This is a genomic window from Pseudomonas sp. zbq_18, assembly GCF_043102245.1.
Classification (GTDB): Bacteria; Pseudomonadota; Gammaproteobacteria; order Pseudomonadales; family Pseudomonadaceae; genus Aquipseudomonas.
On record NZ_JBICIT010000001.1, the window covers coordinates 450,147 to 476,161 of the forward strand.

At 61.6% G+C, this 26,015-nt stretch carries 29 protein-coding genes; 16 read left to right on the forward strand and 13 right to left on the reverse strand.

Annotated features, from left to right (window positions below):
• Nucleotides 1-33: 33 nt before the first annotated feature.
• The 5 genes from ACF8C6_RS02185 to ACF8C6_RS02205 all read right to left on the reverse strand — a co-directional run bounded on the left by ACF8C6_RS02185 (nt 34) and on the right by ACF8C6_RS02205 (nt 5,317).
• On the reverse strand, nt 34-1,053 hold the full coding sequence (locus ACF8C6_RS02185) for an AbrB family transcriptional regulator (RefSeq protein WP_392497792.1): 1,020 nt from the start codon (nt 1,051-1,053) through the stop codon (nt 34-36).
• On the reverse strand, nt 1,046-2,554 hold the full coding sequence (locus tag ACF8C6_RS02190; protein ID WP_392497793.1) for a tripartite tricarboxylate transporter permease: 1,509 nt from the start codon (nt 2,552-2,554) through the stop codon (nt 1,046-1,048). The genes ACF8C6_RS02185 and ACF8C6_RS02190 overlap by 8 nt, the downstream gene beginning before the upstream one ends.
• A gap of 1 nt (nt 2,555) precedes the next feature.
• Complete coding sequence (locus ACF8C6_RS02195) at nt 2,556-2,999, reverse strand: tripartite tricarboxylate transporter TctB family protein (protein WP_392497794.1); 444 nt, start codon at nt 2,997-2,999, stop codon at nt 2,556-2,558.
• A 62-nt stretch (nt 3,000-3,061) separates the two neighbouring features.
• Complete coding sequence (locus ACF8C6_RS02200; RefSeq protein WP_392497795.1) at nt 3,062-4,036, reverse strand: Bug family tripartite tricarboxylate transporter substrate binding protein; 975 nt, start codon at nt 4,034-4,036, stop codon at nt 3,062-3,064.
• A gap of 30 nt (nt 4,037-4,066) precedes the next feature.
• A complete protein-coding gene (locus ACF8C6_RS02205; RefSeq protein WP_392497796.1) occupies nt 4,067-5,317 on the reverse strand; it encodes an OprD family porin in 1,251 nt (416 codons plus the stop codon).
• Nucleotides 5,318-5,525: 208 nt separating this feature from the next.
• Here ACF8C6_RS02205 and ACF8C6_RS02210 point away from each other — a divergent pair, with 208 nt between their 5' ends.
• Nucleotides 5,526-6,197 (forward strand): response regulator, encoded by a 672-nt coding sequence (locus tag ACF8C6_RS02210; RefSeq protein WP_392497797.1) that lies wholly within the window; start codon nt 5,526-5,528, stop codon nt 6,195-6,197.
• Nucleotides 6,190-7,581 carry a sensor histidine kinase gene (locus ACF8C6_RS02215; RefSeq protein WP_392497798.1) on the forward strand — a complete coding sequence of 464 codons (1,392 nt, stop codon included), beginning with the start codon at nt 6,190-6,192 and terminating at the stop codon, nt 7,579-7,581. Before ACF8C6_RS02210 ends, ACF8C6_RS02215 begins: the two co-directional genes overlap by 8 nt.
• A gap of 19 nt (nt 7,582-7,600) precedes the next feature.
• Here ACF8C6_RS02215 and ACF8C6_RS02220 read toward each other — a convergent pair whose 3' ends face one another.
• The 3 genes from ACF8C6_RS02220 to ACF8C6_RS02230 form a co-directional block, all read right to left on the reverse strand.
• The gene (locus ACF8C6_RS02220; protein ID WP_392497799.1) at nt 7,601-8,356 is read right to left on the reverse strand and encodes a substrate-binding periplasmic protein; all 756 of its coding nucleotides are present in this window, start codon (nt 8,354-8,356) and stop codon (nt 7,601-7,603) included.
• A 136-nt stretch (nt 8,357-8,492) separates the two neighbouring features.
• A complete protein-coding gene (locus ACF8C6_RS02225; protein ID WP_392497800.1) occupies nt 8,493-9,329 on the reverse strand; it encodes an HDOD domain-containing protein in 837 nt (278 codons plus the stop codon).
• Nucleotides 9,330-9,438: 109 nt separating this feature from the next.
• Nucleotides 9,439-10,380, reverse strand: a complete 942-nt coding sequence (locus ACF8C6_RS02230) for a YgfZ/GcvT domain-containing protein (protein WP_392497801.1) — start codon at nt 10,378-10,380, stop codon at nt 9,439-9,441.
• A 117-nt stretch (nt 10,381-10,497) separates the two neighbouring features.
• Between ACF8C6_RS02230 and ACF8C6_RS02235 the strand changes: the two genes are divergently transcribed.
• Nucleotides 10,498-10,752, forward strand: a complete 255-nt coding sequence (locus ACF8C6_RS02235; RefSeq protein WP_277690126.1) for a succinate dehydrogenase assembly factor 2 — start codon at nt 10,498-10,500, stop codon at nt 10,750-10,752.
• Nucleotides 10,736-11,188, forward strand: coding sequence for a protein YgfX (locus tag ACF8C6_RS02240; RefSeq protein WP_392497802.1), 453 nt, complete (start codon nt 10,736-10,738; stop codon nt 11,186-11,188). The genes ACF8C6_RS02235 and ACF8C6_RS02240 overlap by 17 nt, the downstream gene beginning before the upstream one ends.
• Here the strand turns inward: ACF8C6_RS02240 and nadB are convergent.
• Complete coding sequence (nadB, locus tag ACF8C6_RS02245; RefSeq protein WP_392497803.1) at nt 11,157-12,773, reverse strand: L-aspartate oxidase; 1,617 nt, start codon at nt 12,771-12,773, stop codon at nt 11,157-11,159. The two genes, ACF8C6_RS02240 and nadB, sit on opposite strands and share 32 nt — an antisense overlap.
• 334 nt (nt 12,774-13,107) lie before the next feature.
• Here nadB and rpoE point away from each other — a divergent pair, with 334 nt between their 5' ends.
• The 12 genes from rpoE to pdxJ all read left to right on the forward strand — a co-directional run bounded on the left by rpoE (nt 13,108) and on the right by pdxJ (nt 23,441).
• Complete coding sequence (gene rpoE / locus ACF8C6_RS02250; protein WP_277690129.1) at nt 13,108-13,689, forward strand: RNA polymerase sigma factor RpoE; 582 nt, start codon at nt 13,108-13,110, stop codon at nt 13,687-13,689.
• A 31-nt stretch (nt 13,690-13,720) separates the two neighbouring features.
• Nucleotides 13,721-14,302 carry a sigma-E factor negative regulatory protein gene (locus ACF8C6_RS02255; protein WP_392497804.1) on the forward strand — a complete coding sequence of 194 codons (582 nt, stop codon included), beginning with the start codon at nt 13,721-13,723 and terminating at the stop codon, nt 14,300-14,302.
• Nucleotides 14,303-14,310: 8 nt separating this feature from the next.
• On the forward strand, nt 14,311-15,237 hold the full coding sequence (locus tag ACF8C6_RS02260; RefSeq protein ID WP_392497805.1) for a MucB/RseB C-terminal domain-containing protein: 927 nt from the start codon (nt 14,311-14,313) through the stop codon (nt 15,235-15,237).
• Nucleotides 15,234-15,677: a SoxR reducing system RseC family protein gene (locus tag ACF8C6_RS02265; RefSeq protein WP_392497806.1), complete on the forward strand. Its 444-nt coding sequence runs from the start codon at nt 15,234-15,236 to the stop codon at nt 15,675-15,677. Before ACF8C6_RS02260 ends, ACF8C6_RS02265 begins: the two co-directional genes overlap by 4 nt.
• A gap of 34 nt (nt 15,678-15,711) precedes the next feature.
• Nucleotides 15,712-17,133 (forward strand): DegQ family serine endoprotease, encoded by a 1,422-nt coding sequence (locus ACF8C6_RS02270; RefSeq protein WP_392497807.1) that lies wholly within the window; start codon nt 15,712-15,714, stop codon nt 17,131-17,133.
• Nucleotides 17,134-17,281: 148 nt separating this feature from the next.
• Nucleotides 17,282-19,081 (forward strand): translation elongation factor 4, encoded by a 1,800-nt coding sequence (gene lepA, locus ACF8C6_RS02275; protein ID WP_277690134.1) that lies wholly within the window; start codon nt 17,282-17,284, stop codon nt 19,079-19,081.
• Between the two features lie 5 nt (nt 19,082-19,086).
• Complete coding sequence (gene lepB / locus ACF8C6_RS02280; RefSeq protein ID WP_392497808.1) at nt 19,087-19,938, forward strand: signal peptidase I; 852 nt, start codon at nt 19,087-19,089, stop codon at nt 19,936-19,938.
• Nucleotides 19,939-20,044: 106 nt separating this feature from the next.
• The gene (locus ACF8C6_RS02285; protein WP_392497809.1) at nt 20,045-20,422 is read left to right on the forward strand and encodes a DUF4845 domain-containing protein; all 378 of its coding nucleotides are present in this window, start codon (nt 20,045-20,047) and stop codon (nt 20,420-20,422) included.
• Nucleotides 20,419-21,108, forward strand: coding sequence for a ribonuclease III (gene rnc / locus ACF8C6_RS02290; RefSeq protein WP_392497810.1), 690 nt, complete (start codon nt 20,419-20,421; stop codon nt 21,106-21,108). Before ACF8C6_RS02285 ends, rnc begins: the two co-directional genes overlap by 4 nt.
• Nucleotides 21,101-22,000, forward strand: a complete 900-nt coding sequence (gene era, locus ACF8C6_RS02295) for a GTPase Era (protein WP_277690138.1) — start codon at nt 21,101-21,103, stop codon at nt 21,998-22,000. The genes rnc and era overlap by 8 nt, the downstream gene beginning before the upstream one ends.
• A 3-nt stretch (nt 22,001-22,003) precedes the next feature.
• On the forward strand, nt 22,004-22,702 hold the full coding sequence (gene recO / locus ACF8C6_RS02300; protein ID WP_392497811.1) for a DNA repair protein RecO: 699 nt from the start codon (nt 22,004-22,006) through the stop codon (nt 22,700-22,702).
• Entirely contained in the window at nt 22,695-23,441 is a 747-nt protein-coding gene (gene pdxJ, locus ACF8C6_RS02305) for a pyridoxine 5'-phosphate synthase (RefSeq protein WP_392497812.1), read from the forward strand. The genes recO and pdxJ overlap by 8 nt, the downstream gene beginning before the upstream one ends.
• Before the next feature lie 7 nt (nt 23,442-23,448).
• Here the strand turns inward: pdxJ and ACF8C6_RS02310 are convergent, their stop codons facing one another.
• The 4 genes from ACF8C6_RS02310 to ACF8C6_RS02325 all read right to left on the reverse strand — a co-directional run bounded on the left by ACF8C6_RS02310 (nt 23,449) and on the right by ACF8C6_RS02325 (nt 25,964).
• On the reverse strand, nt 23,449-24,474 hold the full coding sequence (locus ACF8C6_RS02310) for a GGDEF domain-containing protein (RefSeq protein ID WP_392497813.1): 1,026 nt from the start codon (nt 24,472-24,474) through the stop codon (nt 23,449-23,451).
• 107 nt (nt 24,475-24,581) lie between these two features.
• Complete coding sequence (locus ACF8C6_RS02315) at nt 24,582-24,764, reverse strand: hypothetical protein (RefSeq protein ID WP_277690142.1); 183 nt, start codon at nt 24,762-24,764, stop codon at nt 24,582-24,584.
• Nucleotides 24,765-24,836: 72 nt separating this feature from the next.
• Nucleotides 24,837-25,046 carry a cold-shock protein gene (locus tag ACF8C6_RS02320; RefSeq protein ID WP_277690143.1) on the reverse strand — a complete coding sequence of 70 codons (210 nt, stop codon included), beginning with the start codon at nt 25,044-25,046 and terminating at the stop codon, nt 24,837-24,839.
• A 228-nt stretch (nt 25,047-25,274) separates the two neighbouring features.
• Nucleotides 25,275-25,964, reverse strand: coding sequence for an endonuclease (locus ACF8C6_RS02325; RefSeq protein WP_392497814.1), 690 nt, complete (start codon nt 25,962-25,964; stop codon nt 25,275-25,277).
• Nucleotides 25,965-26,015 lie beyond the last annotated feature (51 nt).

The following is a 26,015-nucleotide window of genomic DNA, read 5'->3' on the forward strand; positions in this document are numbered from 1 at the left end:
AAAAAAGACCCGCCGAAGCGGGTCAAGACGTGGTCAGCGAGTCTGTCGTTGCCAGAGGCGGAACAGCGGCTCGGCGAAGAACAGCACACACATCAGGCGCAGCACCTGCAGCCCGGTGATCAGCGGTACCGAAAGGGCCAGGGCTTCGGCGGTCAGGCTCAGCTCGGCGATGCCGCCGGGCATCATGCCCAGCATCAGCGAGCGTGGGTCGAGCTCACCGAGCCAGCTCAGACCCTTGGCGGCCAGTGCCGAAGCGAGCATGGCCAAGCCGGTAGCCAGCACCACCAGGCCGACGAAGCGCGGGGCGCCGCGGAAGAACTCGCGGCTGAAATGACAGCCCAGGGCGCTACCAATCAGCCATTGGCCCAGCTCGCTGGTGCCGGGTAGCAGACTCAGCGGTCGGTCCAGCAGCATTGTGCCGGCCGCGCTGAACAGGATCGGCCCGAGTAGCCAGGGGTTGGGTTGGCACAGGCGCTGCCAGAACAGGGCGAACAGCACCCCACCGGCCAACAGCACGGCCAGGGCGAGCGGATCGCTGTTCACCAGCTGCTGTTCCAGCGCTGGCGGTACGCCCAGCCACCACTGAAACAACGCCGGTACGCAAAGCACCACCAGCAACAGACGCAGGCTCTGTGCGGCTGCGACCTGCCCGGCATTGGCACCATTGCGCAGGCCCAGGTTGACCATTTCGCTGGCGCCGCCGGGCATGCTGGCGAAGAAGGCGGTAGCGCGCTCAACGCCGGCACTGCGCAACAACGCGATGCCGATCAGGCAGGTGAGGCTGGTGAGCAGGGCGCCGGCGACCAGCAGGCCGCCGTGTTGTAGCACTTGTTCCAGCACGGCCGGGCTGAAGTGCAGGCCGATGCCGGTGCCGACCAGCCACTGCCCGGTCTTGCGCGCGCCCGGCACTTCGCGCAGGTCGAGCCCGGCCAGGCAGCGCAGCAGAATCACCGCCAGCAGCGAACCGACCATCCACGGCAAAGGCCAGCCGATCAGGCTGGCCAGGTAGCCGCCGGCGGCGCCGGCGACCGGGGTGAGCAGCCAGTTAGGCATTCGCGGTCTGCAGGCGACGGCGGTTGCGCCACCAACGCAGGCCCGGCATTCCCAGCATCAGTGCGGTGAGTGCCCAGAGGGTCAGGCTGATCGGGCTGCTCCAGAGGATGCCGAGCTCGCCGGCGGAGATCGACAGCGCGCGGCGCAGGTTGTCTTCCATCAACTCGCCGAGGACGAAGCCGAGGATGATCGCCGACAGCGGGAAATCCAGCTTGCGCAAGATATAGCCGAACACGCCCAGACCAATCATCAGCACCAGGTCGAAGGTGGTGCTGTGCACCGCGTACACGCCAACCATGCTGATGGCGGTGATCGCCGGCACCAGGATCCAGTTGGGTAGGCTGAGCATCTTGGAGAACAGTCCGACCAGCGGAATGTTCATCGCCAGCAGGATCACGTTGCCGATCAGCAGCGAGGCGATCAGGCCCCAGACCACGTCCGGTTGCTGTTCGAATAGCAGGGGGCCAGGGGTGATGTTGTACAGCGTCAGGGCACCGATCATCACTGCGGTGGTGCCGGAGCCGGGTACGCCGAGGGTCAGCATGGGGATCAGCGAGCCGCAGGCCGAGGCGTTGTTGGCCGCTTCCGGGGCGGCCAGGCCGCGCAGGTCGCCCTCGCCGAACTTGCCGTTGCTGCCGGCCAGGCGCTTCTCGCTCATATAGGTCATGGCGCTGGCGATGGTGGCGCCGGCACCCGGCAATACACCGATGACGAAACCGGCCAGGCCACTGCGCACCATGGTGCCGAAGGTGAAGCAGAACTCCTTGAAGTTGAACAGCAGGCGGCCGCCGGCCTTCACTGCCTTCTGGCCATTGTGGGTTTTCTCCAGCATCAACAGCACTTCACTGACGCTGAAGAAGCCGATCACCACGATGATGAACTGAATACCGTCGGACAGGCTGACGCTGCCGAAGGTGAAACGATACACCCCGGTGGTCGAGTCCACTCCCACGGTAGCCAAGCCCAGGCCGATCAGCGCCGCCATCAGTGTCTTCACCGGCTTGTCGCCGACCATGCCGCCGAGGCAGGCGATGGCGAAGATCATCATCACGAAGTACTCCGCCGGGCCGAAGGCTACCGCCCATTTGGCCAGCAGCGGGGCGAATAGAATGACGCCGCAGGTGGCGATCATGCTGCCGACGAAGGAGCTCATCGCCGACAGCGACAGAGCGATACCGGCCTTGCCCTGACGGGCCAGGGGGTTGCCGTCCAGGGAGGTCATCACCGAGGCGGCGCAGCCCGGCACGTTGAGCAGGATCGCAGAGATACGCCCGCCGTATTCGCAGCCCAGGTACACGGCGGCCAGCAGGATCAGTGCGGTTTCCGGCGGTAGACCGAGGGCGAAGGCCAGCGGCAGCAGCAGCGCTACGCCGTTGATCGGGCCCAGGCCCGGCAGCATGCCGACTATGGTGCCGACAAAGGCACCGAACAGCGCCACCAGCAGGTTGGTTGGGCGGGTGGCGACATCAAAGCCTTGCAGCAAAAAATTCAGGGTTTCCATTTCAGCTCTCCACAAAGGCTTCAAACAGGCCCAGGGGCAGGGGTACATCCAGCAGCAGGTCGAACAGGCTGTAGAGCACGACGCCCATCAGCACACCGCTGATGGCGCAGGGCAGCGGGCGGCCGGTAAACAAAAGGCCGAGGACAAAAGTGCCCAGGGCGGTGCTGATGACAAAACCGAGGGTCTCGAACAGCAGGGCGTAAGCGAGCAGCGCGAAGATGCACAGCAGCGCCCGCTTGACCGATTGCAGGTTGAGATGTTGTTCCACCATGCCGGGCTTGTAGATCAGCCACAGGCTGGCGGCGGCCATCAGGCTGAGCAGCAGCAAGGGATAGGCGCGTGGGCCGACCGGGTCGTAGGAGAAGGGTGCCTGGAACCCCCAGGCAAGGACGGCGAGAATGGCGCACAGCAGCAGCCAGCTCGCGGCGAACAGGCGAACATACATGGTGAATTACCTCGGATGCGCCCGGCCCTGGGAGCTGGGGCCGGGGCGGGGTGGCAGGCGGATTACTGAACCAGGCCGAACTCGCTGGCCAGCGCCTTGTACTCTTCGACTTGCTTGAAGACGAAGGTCTTCAGCTCATCGCCGGTCATCGCCAGCGGCAGCAGGTCGCGCTGTTCACGCAGCTTGGCGAAATCCTCGCTGGCGAGCAGGCTGTCGAACTGCTGTTTCCACCAGTTGTACTGCTCGTCGCTGACTTCCGGGCCCATATAGAAGCCGCGAATCACTGGCCAGCTGATGTCATAACCCTGCTCCTTGGCGGTCGGCAGGTTGCTCAGCTTGCCCGGGAGGCGCTCTTCGGCGAGCACGGCCAGCACGCGGACCTTGCCAGCGGCCAGTTGCGGGGTGACTTCACCGAGACCGCTGGAGGTGACCTGGACGTGGCCGCCGAGCATGGCAGTGAGGGTTTCGCCGCCGCCTTCGAAAGCTACGTAGCGCAGGTTTTTCGGGTCGATACCCGCGAAGCGGGTGATCAGCGCGGTTTGCATCCAGTCCTGGCCACCGATGGTGGCGCCGGCGCCGAAGACAATGCTGGTCGGGTCTTTTTTCAGCGCTTGAACCAGATCGTCCAGGTTCTGATAGGGCGAGTCTGCGCGCACTGTGATCGCGCCGTAGTCGGTGCCCACAGCGGCCAGCCAGCGAACGGCGGTTTCGTCATAGCGGCCGAACTTGCCCTGCGCCAGGTTGAGCAGGGAGCCGCTGGAAAACGCGGTGATTGTGCCCGGTGCATCGGCTCGCTGGGCGATCACCGCGTTGTAGGCCACCGCGCCGACGCCGCCGGGCATGTAGGTGACGCGCATCGGCGCCTTGAGCAGACCGGTATCTTTGAGGCCGCTCTGGGCCAGTTTGCAGGTCAGGTCGAAGCCGCCGCCGGGTTTGGCCGGGGCGATGCATTCGGGGCGCTTGGGCTCGGCCAGCAGCTGGCTGGAAAGCGCCAGGGTGCCGAGGGCCAGGGCGATACGGGACAGGGCAGTTTTCATTATCTCTCTCCTGTGGAGTTTTATTGTGGCTTACCAGATGGGCAGGGAGTAACCGACGATCAGGCGGTTCTCGTCGGCATCACGGGCGAAGCTGGAGCGGAAGCTGGCGTTGCGCATGCGCACGTAGAGGTCTTTCAGTGGGCCTGTCTGCACCACGTACTTGAACTCGATGTCGCGTTCCCACTCGCGGCCTTCTTCCGTGCTGCCAGCCACCTCGGCGTTATCGCCTTTGATGTAGCGGGTCAGGAAGCTCAGGCCGGGCAGGCCGATGGCGGCGAAGTTGTAGTCATAGCGAGCCTGCCAGGAGCGCTCGTCGGCGTTGGCGAAGTCGTTGATCTGCACGAAGTTGACCAGGAACGGATCGCTGCCATCGAGGTAGGCGAAGCCGGTGTCGCCGTTCATCTGCTGGTAGCCGAAGCTGACCTTGTGGCCGCTGTGGGCATAGCCGAGCATGCCGTTCCAGGCCTGGTTGTCGACCTTACCGGCGTCGGCCGAGCCGCTGTCGTCGCTGATCGACAGGCGCAGGTCGGCGCTGAAAGTGCCGCCGCCCAGCGGCTGGCTGGCCAGCAGGCCGAGGAAGTGCTGGCGGTAGACGTCTTCCAGTTCGCCATAGAAGTAGCGGCCGGTCAGGCCCTTGGCGAACTGGTAGTCGAGGCCGGCGAGGTTGAGGTGGTCGCCGCTCACGCCGCTGGCGAAGCGCTTGTTCTTGCTGTTCAGCACCAGGTCTTCGGAGTTGGTCGAGGCGCGGTCGATCACCTGGTTGAAGCGCGCGCCGGTGAAGGTCAGGTCGCTGATTTCCTGGGAGGTCAGCAGGCCGCCTTCGAATACCTGCGGCAGCAGGCGGCTATCGCTGGCCTTGACCACCGGCAGTTCGGGGATGTGTGATCCGTAGCGCAGTTCGCTCTGCGAGACTTTCACTTTGCCGGTCAGGCCGAGGCGGCCGAATTCGTCTGGGGTACCGCCGTCGTCCTGTACCGGCAGCAGGTCGGTGCCGGTGCGGCCGCCGCCAGAGTCGAGCTTGACCCCGAGCATGCCGAGGGCGTCGACGCCGAAGCCGACGGTGCCGTCGGTGTAGCCGGACTGGATGTCGAGCAGAAAGCCCTGGCCCCACTCTTCGCGCTTGTTCTGCCCGGCGTCTTCACGGAAGTCGCGGTTCAGGTAAATGTTGGTGGCGGTCAGGCTGGCGCTGCTGTCTTCGATGAAGGCGGCCTGGCTGTTGGTGGCGGCGCTGGCGGCCAGGATGGCCAGAGAGAGGCGTGAGGCAGGCAGTGCAATGCGCATTGCGGGTGGTCTCCGATTGTTGTTTTTGTTGTGCCGGAGCAACCACGCGTCCGGCACTCAGTGGGTGGTTCTTGCCACCCTGTCGGCGATCCTAAGGCGCGAAACTTTCACCAGGCTTTCAGGCTGAAAGAAATCGTCGGCGCCCTTCACAGGTGCGGCGCGGCCGTTAAACTCGGCGGCACAACGACAAGAATCCGGAGCGACTGCCGTGCGAATCCTGCTGGTCGAAGACCATCTGCCCCTGGCCGAGAGCGTGGCCCAGGCCCTGCGCGGCGCGGGCCTGACCGTCGATGTGCTGCACGATGGCGTCGCCGCCGAGCATGCCCTGGCCAGCGAGGACTACGCCCTGGCGATCCTCGACGTCGGCCTGCCGCGACGTGATGGTTTCGAGGTGCTGGCGCACACCCGCGCGCGCGGCAAGGTGCTGCCGGTGCTGATGCTGACCGCACGCGGCGAAGTAAAGGATCGGGTACATGGCCTCAACCTGGGTGCCGATGATTACCTGGCCAAACCCTTCGAGCTGAGCGAACTGGAAGCGCGGGTCAAGGCACTGCTGCGCCGCAGCGTGCTGGGTGGTGAACAACAACAGCGCTGCGGCGAGCTGCTCTATGATCTGGGCACCCGGCGCTTCAGCCTGGCCGGGCAGCCGCTGAACCTGACCTCGCGCGAACAGGGCGTGCTGGAGGCGCTGATCGCCAGGCCCGGGCGGGTCATGAGCAAGGAGCAGCTGGCCGACCAGCTGTTCGGCCTGGATCAGGACGCCAGCCCCGATGCCATCGAGATCTACATCCACCGCCTGCGCAAGAAGCTCGAAGGCGGCGGCGTACGCATTGTCACCTTCCGTGGCCTGGGCTATCTGCTGGAGGCGGCCGATGGCTGAGCAGCGCGTCGGCAGCCTGCGTGGGCGACTGCTCTGGCGACTCGCCGCGTTGCTGGCTATTCCACTGCTGCTGGGCAGTCTGAGCGCCTACTGGAACGGTCGGGCCGCAGCCGACGCCGCCTATGACCGCACTCTGCTGGCCTCGGCGCGGGCCATCGCCGACGGCCTGTATACCGACGAGGGCAAGCTGCGCGCCGACGTGCCCTACGTGGCGCTGGACGTGTTCGCCTACGACAGCCAGGGGCGTATCTTCTACCAGGTCAGCGATCTCGACGGGCACCTGGTTTCCGGCTACGAGGGGCTGCCGGCGCCAGCGGCGGACACCCCGCGAACCGACGACTACCCGGCGCTGGCACGTTTCTACGACGGCGAATATCAGGGCTTCGGCGTACGCGTGGTCAGCCTGCTGCAGCCGGTCAGCGAGCCTGGCATGAACGGCATGGCCGAGATCCGCGTGGCCGAGACCGATGTGGCTCGGGTGCGCATGGCCCGCGGCCTGCTGCTCGATACCCTGTGGCGCATGGGCTTGCTGGCACTGGTCAGCCTGGCGCTGGTCTGGCTGGCGGTGAGTGCCGCGCTGCGCCCGCTGGAACGGCTGCGCACGGCGGTCGAGGAGCGTCGTCCGGACGATCTGAGCGCGTTGCCGATGGTGCAGGTGCAGGACGAGCTGCGCCCGCTGGTGGCCTCGCTCAACCACTTCACCGAGCGCCTGCGTCAGCAGTTCGAGCGCCAGGCGCAGTTCATCGCCGATGCCTCCCATGAGCTGCGCACGCCGTTGGCGGCGCTCAAGGCGCGCATCGAGCTGGGCCTGCGCGAGCGCGAGCCCGACGCCTGGTACGGCACGCTGGAAAAGGCCGCGCAGAGCACCGATCGTCTGACCCACCTGGCCAATCAGCTGCTGTCGCTGGCACGCATCGAGCGCGCGGCGCGGGCGGTGGAGGAAGGTGGCGCGCAGCAGGTCGAGCTTGCGCAACTGGCCCGCGAGCTCGGCATGGCCCTGGCGCCTTTGGCGCACCAGCGCGGTGTCGCCCTGGCACTGGAGGCGGAGGCCGAGGTGTTGTTGAGCGGCGAGCCGATGTTGCTGCACGAGCTGATCTACAACCTGGTGGACAACGCTCTGGCGCATACCTCGGCAGGGGGCAATGTCATCCTGCGGGTGCAGGCTCCGGCTGTGCTGGAGGTGGAGGACGATGGTCCGGGCATCCCGCCACAGGAGCGCGAACGGGTGTTCGAGCGCTTCTACCGACGCAATCCGCAGGGTTCCGGGGCCGGGTTGGGACTGGCGATTGTCGGTGAGATCTGCCGTGCTCATCGCGCGGAGATCGAGTTGGGGCGGGGCGCGCTAGGTGGGTTGCGGGTGCGGGTGAGCTTCCCGACGGCTTAGCGGTTGCCGATCCATCTGGCTAATGCGCCAGACTCATGGGCTGCTGAATCTCCAGCAGGTACTGGCTGACCTTGCCGCTGTTCTGCAGTGCCTTGAGGCCGCGATTGAAGCGTGCCATGCGCTCGGCATTGCCCGGTACCTTGCGCGATAACAGCAGGTGCAGGCTATCGCTGCGCAGCGGCACGGGGTGAAAGCTAAGCTGTTCGCGTTCTTCACGGCTGAATTGGCTGTAGAGCAGGTCGAAGGCCACCACCTTGTCTATCGGGAAGGCATCCAGTCGCTTCGCCAACAGCATGCGCAGGCCCTGTTCCTCACTGCTCAGGCGTTGCACCTGAAGCCGTCCCTGCTGCTCGGCCTGTTGAAAGGCCGGGCCGTAATCGTAGTCGATGGCTGCGCCGAGACGCAGCGGCTCTAGATCGCCGACCTCGCGCCAGTCGATGGGGTGGTCCTTGCGGTGAAACAGGTAGTAGCCGCTGTCCACCACGGGCTCGCTGACATAGAAGGCTTGTTCGCGTTCAGGGCTGCGCAGCCAGATGGCGCTGCCGTCACTCTTGCCGCTCTCGGCATGCTGCAACGCGCGGGCCCATGGGTAAAACTGCCAGCGCACGCGTATACCTTCCAGGGCGAAGGCTTCCTCGACGATGCGCGAGGCGACACCGTGGTGGGGCAGATCCTGGCCAAGATAGGGACTCCACTCGCCATTGGTCAGGCGGATGTCTTCAATGGCTTGAGCAGGGAGTGCGAGAAATAGCAGAACCAGCAGGAACGCAGGCATGAGCGCATCCTCATCCAGAGCTTCGCAAGCGAGGACCGTATCCATCGGTCTCGCGCGGCGTACTTCGCGGATCGCCCCCGGCCTGTGGCCGGGTTCGTTGCAAGTCTAGTCAGGATGAAGCTGCGTGGCTGCGTATTTATTGCAGCATGCTGGCGGCGGCTTCCATGGCTGCGGAGAGGTCTTCGTCGGCCTGCATGTCGACATTAGGGTCGAGGCCGAGCTTGGCGAAGGCCGGAATCTTGCTCCAGTCCAGCTGGGTATAGGGGTGCTCGCTGCCCAGGTAGCTCTGCAGGGTGGCGACTTGCACGATGTCGACATAATCAGCCTTGGCCGAGTCGCGGCTGAAATCCAGATGCTGGCTCGGCACGATGGCGATTGGCTCGGGGAAGTCCCAGGAGCGCAGGATCTTGTCGCCGATGATCGGGTGGATGCGCTCGATCACATGGTTGAGGCTGATGGAGTCGGCCAGCAGGGCGTTGTGCTCTTCGGCGTAGGTCAGGATCGGCAGCACGCCGATCTGGTGTACCAGGCCGGCGAGGGTGGCCTGATCCGGCATAAGGCGGGTGTAGTGGCGGCACAGAACGTGGCAGATGCCGGCGATTTCGGTGCTTTTGTTCCACACTTCACGCATTTTGCGGTCGACCACGTCGCTGGTGGCCTGGAACATCTGCTCCATGGCCAGGCCGGTGGCCAGGTTACAGGTGTAGTTGATGCCGAGACGGCCGACGGCCATCTGCAGGTCGGTGATTTCCTTGTTGGTACGTAGCAGGGGGCTGTTCACCACCTTGATGATGCGCGCAGTCAGTGCAGCATCGTTGCCGATCACTTTGCTCAGGGCGGGAATGCTGATATCCGGATCTTCTGCGGCCTCGCGCACCTTCAGGGCGACTTCGGGTAGGGTCGGCAGCACCAGTTCATCATTCTCGATGGCCTGGATGAGTTCCTCTTGGACTTTTTCGGCAAGCTTGCTCATTTCATTTCTCGGGGCATTCGGTTGCTTCAGTTTAGGTGCTGAGGCAAACGCTGTTCGGGATGTCCGGTTTTTACCGCGTTTGCAGGGGCTGATGCACCCGCTTTTTCATCTAGCGCTGGATTTCACGATCTGAGTTCAGTTCATAGGGCAAATCGAGCAGCTGCAGGCTTGGGCCTTCGGTGCTGCCGAGGCTCACGCGACCATCATTCTTGGCGTCTTCCTGAAGCACGGCCAGCAACTCGATGCCCTGGCGGGCCTGGGCGGCCAGTACGACCTCACCGACGCTTGAACCGTGCACGGGTGAGAATAGCTCGCTGCCCGGCACAGGTAACGTGTCTGCAGTCAGACTGAAGCGGTAGAGACGGCGCTTGAGCTTGCCCAGGTACTGCATGCGCGCGACGATTTCCTGGCCGGTGTAACAACCTTTCTTGAAACTGACGCCGCCCAAGGCCTGCAGGTTGATCATCTGCGGTATGAACAGCTCGCGCGTCTCGCCGAACACCTGGCCGATGCCGTCACGCACCTGGCCGAGCAGCCAGTCGTTGAGAGGTGCCTCATTAAGCTGGGCAGCCAGCAGACTGCGCAGGGATTCGCCTTGTGCGGCTGGTGCCCAAAGCTCTGCACGCACGTCGCTGACGCGCAGGGCAAGCAAGTCATTGGCGCGTACCAGGCTGCCAGCGGTTTGCGGTAGCTCCAGGCCAAGCCTCTGGAGAGCGGCGTCGCCACCGCTTAGGCCAAAGCGTACCCAGGCGCTGGTTTCATCGGCCAGGGTTGATTTGGAAAACACGGCATATTTTTTTAGGTCAGCCAACTGGGCTTCCAGCAACTCGTTGGCCATTGCAAGCAGGTAGCCGTCGCCCTCCTGCAGGATGCGGAAGCTGGAGGTCATGCGCCCCTTGGGCGTGCAGCGGGCACCCAGGCTACAGGTGCTTTCATTGAGATAGTTGAGGTTGCAGGTGAGCTGGCCCTGGAGAAATTTGCCGGCATCAGGGCCGCGCACGGCAAGGAGGGCTTCGTGATTCAACAGGGTAAAAAAGGCGGAGTCGGCCATGGACGCTCGCAGGTTGTTCAGGTTAGGGCGTCATCATAGAGATCGCCCGTCGCCTTGTCAGCGTGCCCAGCGGCGGGCGCATCGTTATACTGCGCACCTTTGTATAGGAGCCTGCGCATGGCCGACGAAACCGAACTGAACCGACTCTTCTGGCACAGCCGCCGCGGCATGCTGGAGCTGGATGTGTTGCTGGTGCCCTTTGTCCGCGAGGTTTATTCCTCGCTGGATGCGGAGGATCAGGCCCGCTACCGCAAGTTGCTGGAGTGTGAGGATCAGGACATGTTCGGCTGGTTCATGCAGCGTGGCGAGCCGGAGGATGCTGACCTGCGGCGCATGGTTCGCATGATTCTGGATCGTGTCCAGCCCAAGTGATCACTTCGAGTGCCACTGGCAGGCTTCGCGCCTGCTGTTGGCGTTCTATCTGGCGACGCTGTCTCTGGCGCTGCTCACGCTTTTGCTGATCGATATACCCCCATGGCTTCGTGCCGGTGGCGCTGCGTTATGTCTGGCTCATGCAGTCTGGGTAGTGCCTCGGCAGATTTTGCTGCGTCACTCGGGGGCTTTCACCGGGTTGCGTCGGGACGGGCAGGGATGGCAGCTCTACAGTAAGTCTGGCGGCTGGCAAGCCGTGCAGCTGCGTCCGCACAGTCTGGCCCTGCCTCTGATCGTCGTGCTGTATTTCCGCCTGTCGGGCGAGTACCGCGTGCGCAGCCTGTGTATTGCGCGTGATGCGCTGCCCCGTGAGGTGCATCGGCGCTTGCGTACGCGTCTTAAGTTCAGCCGGCGTAGGTGGGCGGCGCCAGGATAGTGTCCTGTGCCTCTGTCAGCAGATCCGGGTAGTCCAGGGTGTAGTGCAGGCCCCGGCTTTCGCGGCGTTGCATGGCTGACTCGATCATCAGCTCGGCTACCAGGGCCAGGTTTCTTAGCTCGATCAGGTCGCGACTGACCTTGTAGTTCGAATAGAACTCGTCGATCTCGTCCAGCAGCAGACGCACGCGGTGCTGGGCGCGCTGCAGACGTTTGTTGGTGCGCACGATGCCCACGTAGTCCCACATGAAGCGCCGTAGCTCGTCCCAGTTGTGCGCAATGATCACGTCTTCATCCGAGTCGGTCACCTGGCTGGCGTCCCAGGCGGGGAGCTGGCCGGGCAGTTCGACCTGCTCCAGCTGGGCGAGAATGTCGTCGGCGGCGGAGCGGGCATAGACAAAACATTCCAGCAGCGAGTTGCTGGCCAGGCGATTGGCGCCATGCAGACCGGTGAAACTGGTTTCGCCGATGGCGTAGAGCCCCGGCACGTCGGTCCGGCCGTTTTGGTCGATGACGACACCACCGCAGGTGTAATGAGCGGCTGGAACGACTGGGATGGGCTGGCGGGTGATGTCGATGCCAAAGCCCAGGCAGCGCTCATAGACGGTGGGGAAATGGCTCTTGATGAAGTCTTCCGGCTGGTGGCTGATGTCCAGATAGACGCAGTCGATGCCCAAGCGCTTCATCTCGTGGTCGATGGCGCGGGCGACGATATCGCGCGGGGCCAGCTCGGCGCGCTCGTCAAAACGCTGCATGAAACGCTCGCCATTGGGCAGGCGAAGTAGGGCTCCTTCGCCACGCAGGGCCTCGGTAATCAGGAAGTTCTTGGCCTGTGGGTGGTACAGGCAGGTCGGGTGGAACTGGTTGAATTCCAGGTTGCCCACGCGGCAGCCGGCGCGCCAGGCCATAGCGATGCCGTCTCCGCAAGCGCCGTCGGAGTTGCTGGTATAAAGGTAGACCTTGGCGGCGCCGCCGGTGGCGAGAACGACGAAGCGGGCGCTATGGGTATCCACTTCCCCACTGGCGCGGTTCAGTACATAGGCGCCCAGGCAGCGATCGCTAGCCAGGCCGAGCTTGCGTTCGGTGATGAGGTCGACTGCTACGCGCTGTTCGAGCAGCTCGATGTTGTCGCGCTGGCTGGCTCGTGCCAGCAGGGTGTTGAATATCGCGGCGCCGGTGGCGTCGGCGGCGTGGATGATGCGGCGATGGCTGTGTCCGCCCTCGCGGGTAAGGTGAAACTCGAAGCCGCCGTCTTCGCGGTCGGGTTCTTCGTCGCGAGTGAAGGGCACGCCTTGCTCAATCAGCCACTGGATGGCTTCACGGCTGTGCTCGACGGTAAAGCGCACGGCGTCCTCGCGGCACAGGCCGCCTCCGGCATTCAGGGTGTCGCCGACGTGAGACTCGACCGTATCGCTATCATCCAGCACGGCAGCGACACCACCTTGCGCCCAATAGGTGGAGCCGTTGGCAAGATCGCCTTTGCTCAGCACGGCGATGCTCAGATGATCAGGCAGAGTAAGGGCCAGCGTCAGGCCGGCGGCACCGCTGCCGATGATCAGAACATCATGCTGGAAGTGTTGGCTCATCGACTGTGGTTTCTCTTCAGGTCGCTATCGAGTTGCGCTGCCTAGTATATAGACGGGGTGTTCAGCACAATAGCTGCCTTATGACTGAGAGAGATGTCTTGGAACTTTCTTAGTTGATCAGGTTCCAACGGGAGTTGCCGAGAGCGTGCATGGCTGCTGCTTGGCTGCAGAATAATCAGGCGGTGGCGAGAAGCCGCTGCAGTTTTTCGCCAGAGCCGAGAGGCGGTGCGAAACGTGTTCGGAGGGGAGAACTTTTGCGCAGAGCCCGAGTCTATCCAGGCAGGCAAGTGGACTGGCCGCTAGCGATCTCCTCCGAGGCAAATGAGGAGTATCGATGCTAACCCAGGAAGACGATCAGCAGCTGGTCGAGCGGGTGCAGCGCGGCGACAAGCGGGCCTTCGATTTGCTGGTGCTGAAGTACCAGCACAAGATCCTCGGATTGATTGTGCGTTTCGTGCACGACAGTCATGAGGCTCAGGATGTGGCGCAGGAAGCCTTTATCAAGGCGTACCGGGCGCTAGGTAATTTTCGCGGCGACAGCGCTTTCTATACCTGGCTGTACCGCATCGCCATCAATACGGCGAAAAATTACCTGGTGTCGCGCGGTCGACGGCCACCGGACAGTGATGTCAGTGCCGAGGATGCGGAGTTCTACGATGGCGATCATGGCCTCAAGGACATCGAATCACCGGAGCGCGTGATGCTGAAGGATGAGATCGAAGCCACAGTGCATCGGACCATCCAGCAACTACCTGAAGACCTGCGTACGGCATTGACCCTGCGTGAGTTCGAGGGGTTGAGTTACGAGGACATTGCCAGCGTCATGCAATGCCCTGTTGGCACGGTGCGGTCGCGGATATTCCGGGCGCGTGAGGCCATCGACAAGTCCCTGCAGCCTTTGCTGCAGGAAGCCTGAGACAGCGGCGACAGCCAAGAGAGGAACCACCATGAGTCGTGAAGCCCTGCAGGAATCGCTGTCCGCGGTGATGGATAACGAAGCGGACGAATTGGAATTGCGTCGAGTGCTGGCTGCCAGCGATGACGCCGAGCTGCGTGCCACCTGGTCGCGCTACCAGATGGCTCGGGCTGTCATGCACAAAGAGTTGCTGGAGCCGCGCCTGGATATTGCCGCCGCGGTATCCGCCGCTCTGGCTGACGAGGCGCCTCCTGTGCGTGCGGCTCGCCCCTGGCGCACGTTGGGGCGTGTCGCGGTGGCCGCGTCGGTGACTCTGGCTGTTCTAGCTGGCGTGCGTTTCTACAATCAGGACGAACTCGCCGGGCCGCAGTTGGCTCAACAGTCGCCGGTTCCGGGGCTGGCTTTGCCTCAGGTCCAGGGGCCTGCGGTTCTGGCTGGTTACAGTTCGAGCGGCAGTGGCATGCCGCAGCAGTCGTTTGTCGAGCAGTCAGGCTCTGGATGGCACGAGCAGCGTCTGCCTATCTATCTGCGCCAACACGCACAGCAGGCGGCCGCGAGTGGTGCTGACTCCGCTTTGCCCTACGCTCGTGCAGCCAGTCTGGAAAGTCGCTGAGAGGTTACATGCGCGTCCTTCCACTATTTGCTTTGCTCAGCAGCTGCCTGGTGATTCCCGCGTATGCAGCCGAACCCCAGGTGTGGTTAGGTCGTTTGGCTGCGGTCGATAAGCAGAGCTTTCACGGCACCTTTGTCTACGAACGCAACGGCAGCTTCTCCACCCATGCGATCTGGCATCAGGGTGGTGGGACATCGGTAACTGAGCGATTGCTGCAACTTGATGGCGCTGCTCATGAGGTGGTGCGTGTCGATGGGCGGCCGCAATGCGTAAGTGGCGCTCTTGCTGATCAGGTCGCTGATGTGCAGTGGCCGGCACGGCATTTGGACGCTACGCAGTTAGGGCGGCATTACGAAATGCGCATGCTCGGTCGCTCGCGTGTGGCAGGTCGGGCGTCTGAGGTTTTGGCCCTGATTCCGCGCGACCAGTATCGCTACGCCTTTGAGCTGCATCTTGATGAAGAAACGGCGCTGCCGCTCAAGTCCCTGTTGATAAGCGAAAAGGGGCAGCTGCTCGAGCGTTTCCAGTTCGTTACGCTGAAGTCGGGTGATGACTTCGATGCGGCGATGCTGAAGCCCAGTAATGCATGCCAGTCGGTGCGTTACAGCAAGGTTGAGGTGCCGGCTTCTGTGTGGAAGGCCGGCTGGGTTCCCCCGGGTTTTCAGCTCAATCGGGCATTGCAGCGAACGGCCTTGGATTCCTCCCAGTCACTGGTCAGTCTCTTGTACGAGGATGGTTTGGCCCGCTTTACCGTATTTATCGAGCCGCTCGATGGTGCGGGTGTGGAGGATGCACGTACCCAGTTGGGGCCGACTGCCGTGGTGTCTAGGCGAATCAGTACCGGCAGTGGTGACATGATGGTCACCGTGGTGGGGGAGGTACCTATGGGTACTGCTGAGCGTGTGGCTCTTTCCATGCAGGAGCCCGCTCAGTGATCGAGGAGCAGGGGCGTGTGGTCGCTGTCGAGGCAGGCGCTGTCTGGGTAGAAACCTTGCGTCAAACGACCTGTTCCAGTTGTTCGGCCAGTGCGGGTTGTGGCCAGGGTCTGATGGACAAGCTAGGCGTTGGTCGTGGTCGCGGCTTGGTGCGCGCGCTGTGCGGGCTTCAGCTTCAGGTCGGCGATGCCGTGATTATCGGTGTTCGCGAGGACCTGCTGGTGCGCGGATCGCTGCTCCTATACCTGCTGCCTCTTGCTGGCCTCTTCACTATGGCTCTGTTGGTGCAGGCACTTGGTGCCAGTGAGCCTGGCATCATCGTGGCGGGACTGTCTGGGTTGGCGTTGGGGTGGGCTCTGGTGCGCTGGCGCAGTCGGCAAACTGTGGACGACCCAGACTCGCAGCCTGTGGTACTGCGAGCGCTGCTGGCGGTCGAGTGAATTCAAGTGTTCTGAGTGGATGGAGCTGAAGTCGATGTTGAGCCTGAAATCCCCGTTGTCCGGTCTGTTGGCGTTGTTGCTTCTTGGGCAGGTGTCTCTGGCCAGGGCCGAGTTGCCGGAGTTCACTGAGCTGGTTGAACAGGCCTCGCCGGCAGTCGTCAATATCAGTACGCGGCAGAAATTGCCTCAGCGTGACGTGGCTGTGCAGGGGCAGATTCCCGATCTGGAAGGGTTGCCGCCCATGTTCCGCGAGTTTTTTGAGCGCAGCATTCCGCAGATGCCGCGTAGTCCGGGCGGTCGCCAGCGTGAAGCTCAATCTCTGGGGTCCGGGTTCATTATTTCCGATGATGGCTACGTGCTGACCAACAATCATGTGGTGGCTGATGCTGACGAAATTATCGTGCGTCTGTCGGATCGCAGTGAGCTGGAGGCCAAGCTGATCGGTGCTGATCCGCGCACGGATGTCGCCCTGCTCAAGGTGGACGGCAAGGGTTTGCCGACCGTCAAGTTAGGTAAATCCGACGAGCTAAAGGTTGGCGAGTGGGTGCTGGCGATTGGCTCGCCATTTGGTTTCGATCATTCGGTGACGGCCGGCATCGTTTCGGCCAAGGGGCGCAGCCTGCCTAATGAGAATTATGTGCCGTTCATTCAGACCGATGTGGCGATCAATCCGGGTAACTCCGGTGGTCCGCTGTTCAATCTGGAGGGTGAGGTGGTAGGCATCAATTCGCAGATTTTCACCCGCTCCGGTGGCTTCATGGGGCTTTCGTTCGCCATTCCAATCAGCGTAGCGATGGATGTCGCCAATCAGCTCAAGGCCGATGGCAAGGTCAGTCGCGGTTGGCTGGGGGTAGTGATTCAGGAAGTAAACAAGGACCTGGCGGAGTCTTTTGGCCTGGATAAACCCGCAGGCGCTCTGGTGGCTCAGGTCTTGGAGGGTGGGCCGGCGGCGAAGGGCGGTCTGCAGGTAGGCGATGTGATTCTCAACCTCAACGATCAGCCGATCATCATGTCGGCAGACTTGCCGCACTTGGTGGGCGCGTTGAAACCCGGCAGTCGGGCCGAGCTGGAGGTGGTCCGCGATGGTGATCGTAAAACCATCAAGCTGGAAATCGGTGCTTTGCCGGAGGATGGCGATGAAATCGCCATCGGAGACGCCTCTGGTGTCGAGCGCAGCAGCAATCGTCTAGGGGTGTCGGTCGTGGAGTTGAGTGCCGAGCAGAAGAAGGCGCTCGATCTTCGTGGTGGTGTGGTGATTAAAGAGGTGCAGAATGGGCCGGCTGCGCTGATTGGTCTGCGTCCTGGTGATGTCATTACGCATCTGAACAATCAGGCTATCGATTCGGCCAAGGCCTTCGATCAGGTTGCTAGCAAGCTACCTGCCAACCGTTCCGTATCGATGCGTGTGCTGCGTCAGGGGCGTGCGAGTTTCATCACCTTCAAGCTGGCTGAGTAGCCTGGGCTATCTCCAGAGGGCGACTACGGTCGCCCTTTTTTGTGCGCGCAGGATGCGCGGTGTGCGTGACGGCCAAGTCGTCGATCGGGTAGAATTCCCGGCTATTTTTCGGCGGGCAGCCTGCCTGCGCATTTTTGAGTGTTGATCCGTGAGTGACCTGAGTCATATCCGCAATTTCTCCATCATCGCCCACATCGATCATGGCAAGTCGACCCTGGCTGACCGCTTCATCCAGATCTGTGGCGGTCTTTCCGATCGCGAGATGGAGGCCCAGGTTCTTGATTCCATGGACCTGGAGCGCGAGCGCGGCATTACCATCAAGGCGCACAGTGTGACCCTGCACTATCCGGCGCAGGACGGTAAGACCTACCAGTTGAATTTCATCGATACACCCGGTCACGTCGACTTCACTTACGAGGTCAGCCGCTCGCTGGCGGCCTGTGAGGGCGCGATCCTGGTGGTGGATGCAGGTCAGGGCGTTGAGGCTCAGTCCGTGGCCAACTGCTACACCGCTATTGAGCAGGGCCTTGAGGTCATGCCAGTGCTGAACAAAATGGACCTGCCCCAGGCTGAGCCGGAGCGCGTCAAGGACGAGATCGAGCACATCATCGGCATCGATGCTACCGACGCGGTGCCGTGCAGCGCCAAGAGCGGCATGGGCGTGATTGACGTGCTCGAGCATCTGGTCAAGGTGATTCCTGCGCCGGAAGGCGAAATTGATGCGCCGCTACAGGCGCTGATCATCGACTCCTGGTTCGACAACTACCTGGGCGTGGTTTCTCTGGTACGGGTCAAGCACGGACGGGTGAAGAAGGGTGACAAGATCCTGGTCAAGTCGACCGGCAAGCTGCACCAGGTCGACAGCGTCGGCGTATTCACGCCGAAACACACCGAGACTGCAGACCTCAAGGCGGGTGAGGTGGGCTTCATCATCGCCGGCATCAAGGACATTCATGGCGCGCCGGTGGGCGATACCCTGACCCTGTCCACCTCGCCGGACGTCGATGTGCTGCCGGGGTTCAAGCGCGTCAAGCCGCAGGTCTACGCAGGCCTGTTCCCAGTAAGCTCCGACGACTTCGAGGACTTCCGCGAGGCCCTGCAGAAGCTGACTCTCAACGACGCCGCCCTGCAGTACGAGCCGGAAAGCTCCGATGCCCTGGGCTTCGGTTTCCGCATTGGTTTCCTCGGCATGCTGCACATGGAGATCATCCAGGAGCGCCTGGAGCGCGAATATGACCTGGACCTGATCACCACCGCGCCGACCGTGATCTTCGAAGTGGAGATGAAGAACGGCGAGACGATCTACGTCGACAACCCGTCCAAACTGCCCGATCCGGCCGGCATCCTCGATATGCGCGAGCCGATCGTGCGTGCCAATATCCTGGTGCCGCAGGAACACCTGGGCAACGTCATCACCCTGTGCATCGAGAAACGCGGAGTCCAGCGTGACCTGCAGTTCCTCAGCAGCCAGGTGCAGGTCTCCTACGATTTGCCGATGAACGAAGTGGTGCTGGACTTCTTCGACCGTCTGAAGTCGGTGAGCCGTGGCTATGCCTCGCTGGACTACAGTTTCGATCGCTTCCAGTCGGCCAACCTGGTGCGCCTGGACGTGATGATCAACGGCGAGAAGGTCGATGCGCTGGCGCTGATCGTGCATCGTGATCGTGCTCACCAGAAAGGCCGTGTGCTGACCGAGAAGATGAAAGAACTGATTCCGCGGCAGATGTTCGACGTGGCTATCCAGGCGGCCATTGGTGGCCAGATCATCGCCCGGACCACGGTCAAGGCGCTGCGCAAGAACGTATTGGCCAAGTGCTACGGCGGTGACGTGAGTCGTAAGAAAAAGCTGCTGGAGAAGCAGAAGGCCGGTAAGAAGCGGATGAAGCAGGTCGGCAGCGTGGAAATTCCCCAGGAAGCCTTCCTTGCCGTACTCAAGGTGGATAGTTAAGTCCTATGTCGTTCAATTTCCCGTTGATTCTGGTGATCGCCGTTGCAGTGTGCGGCGCTCTGGCTCTGTTGGATCTGCTGGTATTGGCCCCGCGCCGACGAGCAGCTATCGCTGCCTACGAGGGCCAGGTAGGCGAGCCTGATGAGCAGGTTCTGCAAGGACTCAATCGGGAGCCGCTGCTGGTGGAGTACGGTAAGTCGTTCTTCCCTGTGTTGGCGATTGTTCTGGTGTTGCGCTCTTTTCTTCTGGAGCCCTTTCAGATTCCATCAGGCTCGATGAAGCCGACTCTGGAAGTGGGTGATTTCATTCTGGTCAACAAGTTTGCCTACGGTATCCGTTTGCCTGTAATCGATACCAAGATCATTGAAGTGGGTAACCCTCAGCGCGGCGATGTGATGGTGTTCCGCTATCCCAGTAATCCGAGCATCAATTACATCAAGCGCGTCGTAGGGTTGCCGGGCGATACCGTCACCTATACCGCTGACAAGCGTCTATTGGTCAATGGCCAGCCAGTAGCCGAGCAGTTCCTGGGGGAAGAGGAGGGTTCGCTAGGGCGCAGCCTTCTCTACAAGGAAAAGCTGGGTGAGATCGAGCACATGATCCGCAAGCAGTTGCGTCGCAACATCATGCCGGGGCGCCAGTGGACTGTCCCGCAGGGGCATTACTTCATGATGGGCGATAATCGCGACGACTCCAATGACAGTCGCTATTGGCACGATACTCATATCCCCCAAGAGCTGTGGGGCATGGTTCCTGACCAGAACATTGTCGGTAAGGCCTTTGCTGTCTGGCTGAGCTGGCCTGACCCCAAGCTGAACCATTTGCCGAATCTTTCGCGGGTTGGTCTGATTCATTGAATCCGTGATTCTGTGGCGTGCTGTTCAATCCCGAACCGCCTGCTTATATATAGTCATGCCCTTCGCCTACGGGCATTGAAAACAACACTGATAATTGAGGTTGATCATGACACTTGCGCGCTCGCAGAAGGGCATGTCTATGCTGGGGTGGATGGTGGTGCTGGCTTTGGTCGCCTTCTTTGCTAGTACAGGCTTCAAGGTGCTTCCGCACTATATGGATTACATGACCTTGGAAGGCATGATCGAGAAAGTCGAAACTGATCCGTCGCTAGGGATCAGAACTACCCGAGATTTTTATGAGCATGTTGAGAAAGGGATGGCAGTTAACGGTATCCGTGATCTCAAGCTTGAGGATGTGTTGGATATCAAGCTAGATGGGGGTGATTTTCTGGTTCACCTTCAGTACGAGAAGCGTGAGCATCTGATCGAAAACCTCGACCTTGTTGCCAATTTCGATAAAGAATTCCGAATCAGAGCCCAGTGAGCCAGTCCCTTTCTCGTCTAGAGCGTCAGCTCGGCCATGTCTTCCAGAACCAGGAGCTGATGCTCCTGGCACTTACCCACCGTAGTTTTGCCGGACGCAATAATGAGCGTCTGGAATTTCTTGGCGATGCCATTCTCAATTTTGTGGCGGGCGAGGCCCTGTTCGAGCGTTTCCCGCAGGCGCGCGAAGGGCAGCTCTCGCGCTTGCGCGCTCGTCTGGTCAAAGGCGAGACTTTGGCAATACTCGCGCGCGGTTTCGATCTCGGCGATTACTTGCGTCTTGGCTCCGGTGAGCTCAAGAGTGGCGGGTTTCGGCGGGAGTCGATTTTGGCCGATGCGCTGGAGGCCCTGATCGGTGCCATTTATCTAGACGCTGGTATGGATGTGGCGCGTGACCGGGTGCTGGCCTGGTTAGCGGGTGAGCTTGATGGGCTCACCTTGGTTGACACCAACAAGGATCCCAAGACCCGCCTGCAGGAGTTCCTGCAGTCGCGTGGCGCGGAGTTACCGCGCTACGAGGTGGTGGATATTCAGGGCGAGCCGCATTGCCGTACTTTCTTCGTGCAGTGTGAAGTCGCGCTGCTTACCGACAAGACCCAAGGGCAGGGCGCCAGTCGCCGTATCGCCGAACAAGTAGCCGCTGCTGCCGCGCTGGTGGCCCTGGGCGTGGAGAACAGCCATGACTGATATTCCTACTCGTTGCGGCTACGTCGCCATCGTCGGCCGCCCCAATGTGGGTAAGTCGACTCTGCTGAACCATATCCTAGGGCAGAAGCTGGCGATCACTTCGCGCAAGCCGCAAACCACGCGTCACAACATGCTCGGTATCAAGACTGAGGGTGAGGTGCAGGCCGTGTATGTCGACACTCCTGGCCTGCACAAACATAACGACAAAGCGCTTAATCGCTATATGAATCGCAGTGCTTCGACCGCCCTTAAGGATGTCGATGTGGTGGTGTTCGTGGTGGACCGTACGCGCTGGACCGACGAGGATCAGATGGTGCTGGAGAAAGTCCAGCATGTGAAATGCCCGATTCTGTTGGCGGTGAACAAAGCTGATCGTCTGGAAGACAAGAGCGAGTTATTGCCGCACCTGGAGTGGCTGGCCGGCCAGCTGCCGCAGGCCGAGGTAGTGCCGATCTCCGCTCTGCATGGGCAGAACCTCGATACCCTGGAGCGCTTGGTGGCAGACAACCTGCCGGAGTCGGAGCACTTCTACCCGGAAGACCAGATTACCGATCGCTCCAGCCGCTTCCTGGCTGCCGAACTCATTCGCGAAAAGATCATGCGTCAGCTTGGTGCCGAGTTGCCCTACCAGATCACCGTTGAGATCGAGGAGTTCAAGCAGGAAGGGCGTGTGCTCCACATTCACGGCCTGATTCTGGTCGAGCGTGATGGGCAGAAAAAAATCATCATTGGCGACAAGGGTGAGCGGATCAAGCGCATTGGTCAGGAAGCGCGCAAGGATATGGAAGTGCTGTTCGACTCCAAGATCATGCTCAACCTCTGGGTCAAGGTGAAGGGTGGTTGGTCCGACGACGAGCGAGCCCTACGCTCGCTGGGCTACACCGACTTCTGATCCATGCTTTCCGGCGCGCTTCCGGCCTTCGTCCTGCACAGTCGGCCCTACAAGGAAACCAGCGCGCTGGTCGATTTTCTTACTCCCCGAGGGCGCCTGCGCGCCGTATTGCGCAATGCGCGAGGCAAGGCAGGCAGCCTGGCACGACCGTTTGTGCCGCTGGAGCTTGAGCTGCGCGGTCGTAGCGAGTTGCGCAATGTCGGGCGGCTTGAACCTGATGGTGTCTCCCACTGGTTTCAGGGGCAGGTCCTATACAGTGCCATGTATCTCAATGAGCTGCTGTTGCGCCTATTGCCGGGGGAAGATCCGCATCCCGCGTTGTTCGAATATTACGCTCTGACGCTGCAGGCGCTGGCGGCCAACCCCCCGCTGGAGCCGCTGTTGCGTGCTTTCGAGTGGCGTTTATTGGACGAGCTGGGCTATGGTTTCGCCCTTGCCTTCGATATAGCTGGCCAGCCGATAACCGCTGACGGACTCTATCGCCTGCAGCCGGATGCTGGCTTGGAACCCGTGGCGCATTTACAGCCCGGTCTTTTTCAGGGCGCCGACCTGTTGGCGATGGCCGAGGCCGACTGGTCTTCTCCGGGCGCTCTGGCCGCAGCCAAGCGCCTGATGCGTCAGGCTCTGGCCCCTCATCTGGGTGGTCGACCACTGGCCAGCCGCGAACTTTTCATGACTTTCAAGGAACCTGCCCGTGACTGAAGCCACTCGTATTCTGCTCGGCGTCAACATCGACCACGTTGCGACCCTACGTCAGGCTCGCGGCACTCGTTATCCGGATCCGGTCAAGGCTGCTCTGGATGCCGAGGAGGCAGGTGCTGACGGTATCACCGTGCACTTGCGTGAGGATCGGCGACATATCCAGGAGCGCGATGTGCGCTTGCTCAAGGACGTGTTGCAGACACGCATGAACTTCGAGATGGGCGTGACCGACTTCATGCTCGATTTCGCCGAGCAGATTCGTCCCGAGCACGTCTGCCTGGTTCCGGAGACTCGCCAGGAACTGACCACTGAAGGCGGTCTGGACGTGGCGGGACAGGAAGAGCGGATCAAGGCTGCCGTAGAGCGCCTGGCCAAGCTGGGCTGTGAGGTGTCGCTCTTCATTGATGCCGAGGCGCGACAGATCGAGGCGGCCCGCCGCATTGGTGCGCCGGCTATCGAGCTGCATACCGGCCGCTACGCTGATGCCCGCACGCCCGAGGAGGCTGCTCATGAGCTGGCGCGGATCCGCGAAGGCGTGGCCTGCGGTTTGGCCCAGGGTTTGATCGTTAACGCCGGTCACGGCCTGCACTACCACAACGTCGAGCCGGTTGCCGCGATTGCTGGCGTAAACGAGCTGAATATCGGTCACGCCATCGTGGCACATGCTTTGTTCGTCGGCTTCAAGGAGGCTGTGGCGGAGATGAAGCAGCTGATCATTCAGGCTGCTACACAGCGCTGATCTGGAGCTATTTGCCGACTGCTACAGCGTTTGGGGCTTCCTGAGTGCTGTCGATGATGCAGCGGTTGCGTCCGCTGCTCTTGGCTTGGTAAAGGCACTGGTCGGCGCGTTGCAGCCAGTGGCTCCAGGTTTCGTCGCGGCGCAGCATAGCGCCACCTATTGAGACGGTGACCGTGCCACCTGGGCTTCGCAGATGGCTGCGGATGCATTCGCGCAGATGGTCTGCAGCGGTTTTCAGCCCCTGTGGATCGGTATCCGGCAGGAGCAGGAGGAATTCTTCGCCGCCGAAGCGGAAAAGGCGATCCTCTTTGCGAGAGTGGTTTTTGATCAGTTCGACGAACTCGACCAGCACCAGATCGCCTGTGTGGTGGCCGTGCTGGTCATTGATCTGCTTGAAGTGATCCAGGTCCAGCACAAGCACGCCGTACTGGCGCCCGTGGCGGCGCTGGCTGGACACGGCGATTTTCAGCTCTTCGTTCATGGCGCGGCGATTGCGAGCCCCCGTCAGCGGGTCGTGGATGGCCAGTACCTGCAACTGATCGCGTTGTGTCCGCGTACGGTAGGCGAAGATGAAGGTCAGAACGCCGGCCATTGCATTGGTGACCAGGAAAGACACCATCTGGTAATGGCTATCGAACACGCTGCCCGGAACCCAGATTGAGTGGGCGACCAGGCTCGTCAGCACGAGCAGGCTGGCTACTATCGCTTTGCCTGGCGAGACCATGAAGAAGTTGAAGAGGATCAGTGGATAGATCCAGAACAGGCCGTTGACCCCAAGGTTGATGGCGATCAGGGTTGCGCCCACGGAGAATACGGCGCAGAGGTAAAGGCCTGGTTTGTCTGTGTCTCCGGTGCGCCAGGCGTAGATCACGGCGGCAATCGTGGAGAACACGATAATGCAGTCGGCAATGCCAACCAGGTAGTTGCCGTGGAGCAGGCGGTAGATGGCGTAGGGGCTGATGCCAAGTACGCCGATGATGCCCATCAGGGCAATGATGGATAGCTGGAAGTCGTTGCGTAGACGTTTGAACATCCGCACGGGCTCATAGTTCTTATGAGCGCAAGCATGCAGGGCTTTGGCGGGCGCGGCAAGGAAGTGCTTGGCAAAGTGCCAGTATTTCCGCCGCGCGGCGCTTTAGCCTACTTCTTGCCCAGGCTGATGTGGCGCGAGGGAGCGGACCAGGACTGGCCGCTGACGCCTTTGGCAATCTGCTCAATTTCTCCGCCGGATTTGAGGAAGGCGGCAACCTGTGCCTCCAGAGACTCGCGGGTTTCCACGGCCGGTGCTGGCTTGGCTTGCGGGGTGGCTTTCTTGGCTCTCATGGGTTACCTCGTTGGGAGAATTCAGAGATAAAAAAACCGGCCCGTGGGCCGGTTCTCTTGGAGCCGGGAAGGTCAGATTGCCTGAACTTCGTCGGCTTGCATGCCTTTCTGGCCCTGGACGGCGATGAAGGAAACCTTCTGGCCTTCCTGCAGGCTCTTGAAACCGGTGCTCTGGATGGAGCGGTAGTGAACGAACAGGTCAGCACCGCTTTCCGGGGTGATGAAGCCGAAGCCTTTCTCGTCGTTGAACCACTTGACGGTGCCAGTTTGACGTACGGACATGGGATATCTCCTTGAACAAAGTGAACATAGCACTGGAACAGCCCAGGCCATGACTGAGTGCAAAGAGTAAAGAAACCGAGGTGGGTCGGACCGAGATCTAAACCGGTCGATTTGCGGTGACACATGCAGCACAGTGCGATCACCCTACAGGTAAAGCTGGTTTTTACCTAATGGTTTCTGCTTTTTTCTGGCGGGCGGTCTGGGTGCGGAGTGGCATGGCGGTCGAAGTTAACGGCATTGGCGCAGGTCAACCTCGCTCACAAAGGCGTTTCCCCAGCCCATGATGCAGGCGATGCGCTGATTGCGTTGGCGCTCCCAGCGCTGCGCTGGATATGCGCGGTTCCAGGCTTCGAATAGCTGGCGCTCCTGCTTCGACAGGCGCAGCCCATAGCGTTGGCTCATGTAGAAGTAGGTACGTGCGATCATGCCGCGTACACGTGCCCGAGGCATGGCCTTGCGTGCCTTGAAGTCGACCACCATGGGGCAGGCCCCGTACTGATGGGGTTGCTGTGGCAGCCAGGCAAAGGCGTAGTTGCTGCGGTCACCATTGACCTCGCCAATCGCCGGTACCAGGTTGAATAGATCGGCTTCGGCGCGGCGGAAGGTTTCGTCGTTGCGGGCGCAGTTCTGTCTGCCACCTTGTTGCCAGCAACGACGCTGATGGCCGATGACCCAGGCAGGCACCACATGCTCCCATTCGATGCGTGCGGCGCGCCTGGGATTTTTGCGTGGCTGGTAACCGCAGCTCTGCAAATCCACTCGGTTGTCCTGGTAACGGCAGCCACAATAAAACTCGATCGACTGCTGGGCGTAGAGCCGCCAGGCGATCTTCTTGGCTTCGCTGAAGGTGCGCGGTGGGGCGGCGAGGGCGGGCAGGGTGATGCAGAGCAGCAATAGCAGGGTACAGCGCAGGGGCATGGATACGGCATCCCGGAAAAGCGCGGCATCATACCTGGCGCCATGCTGGCG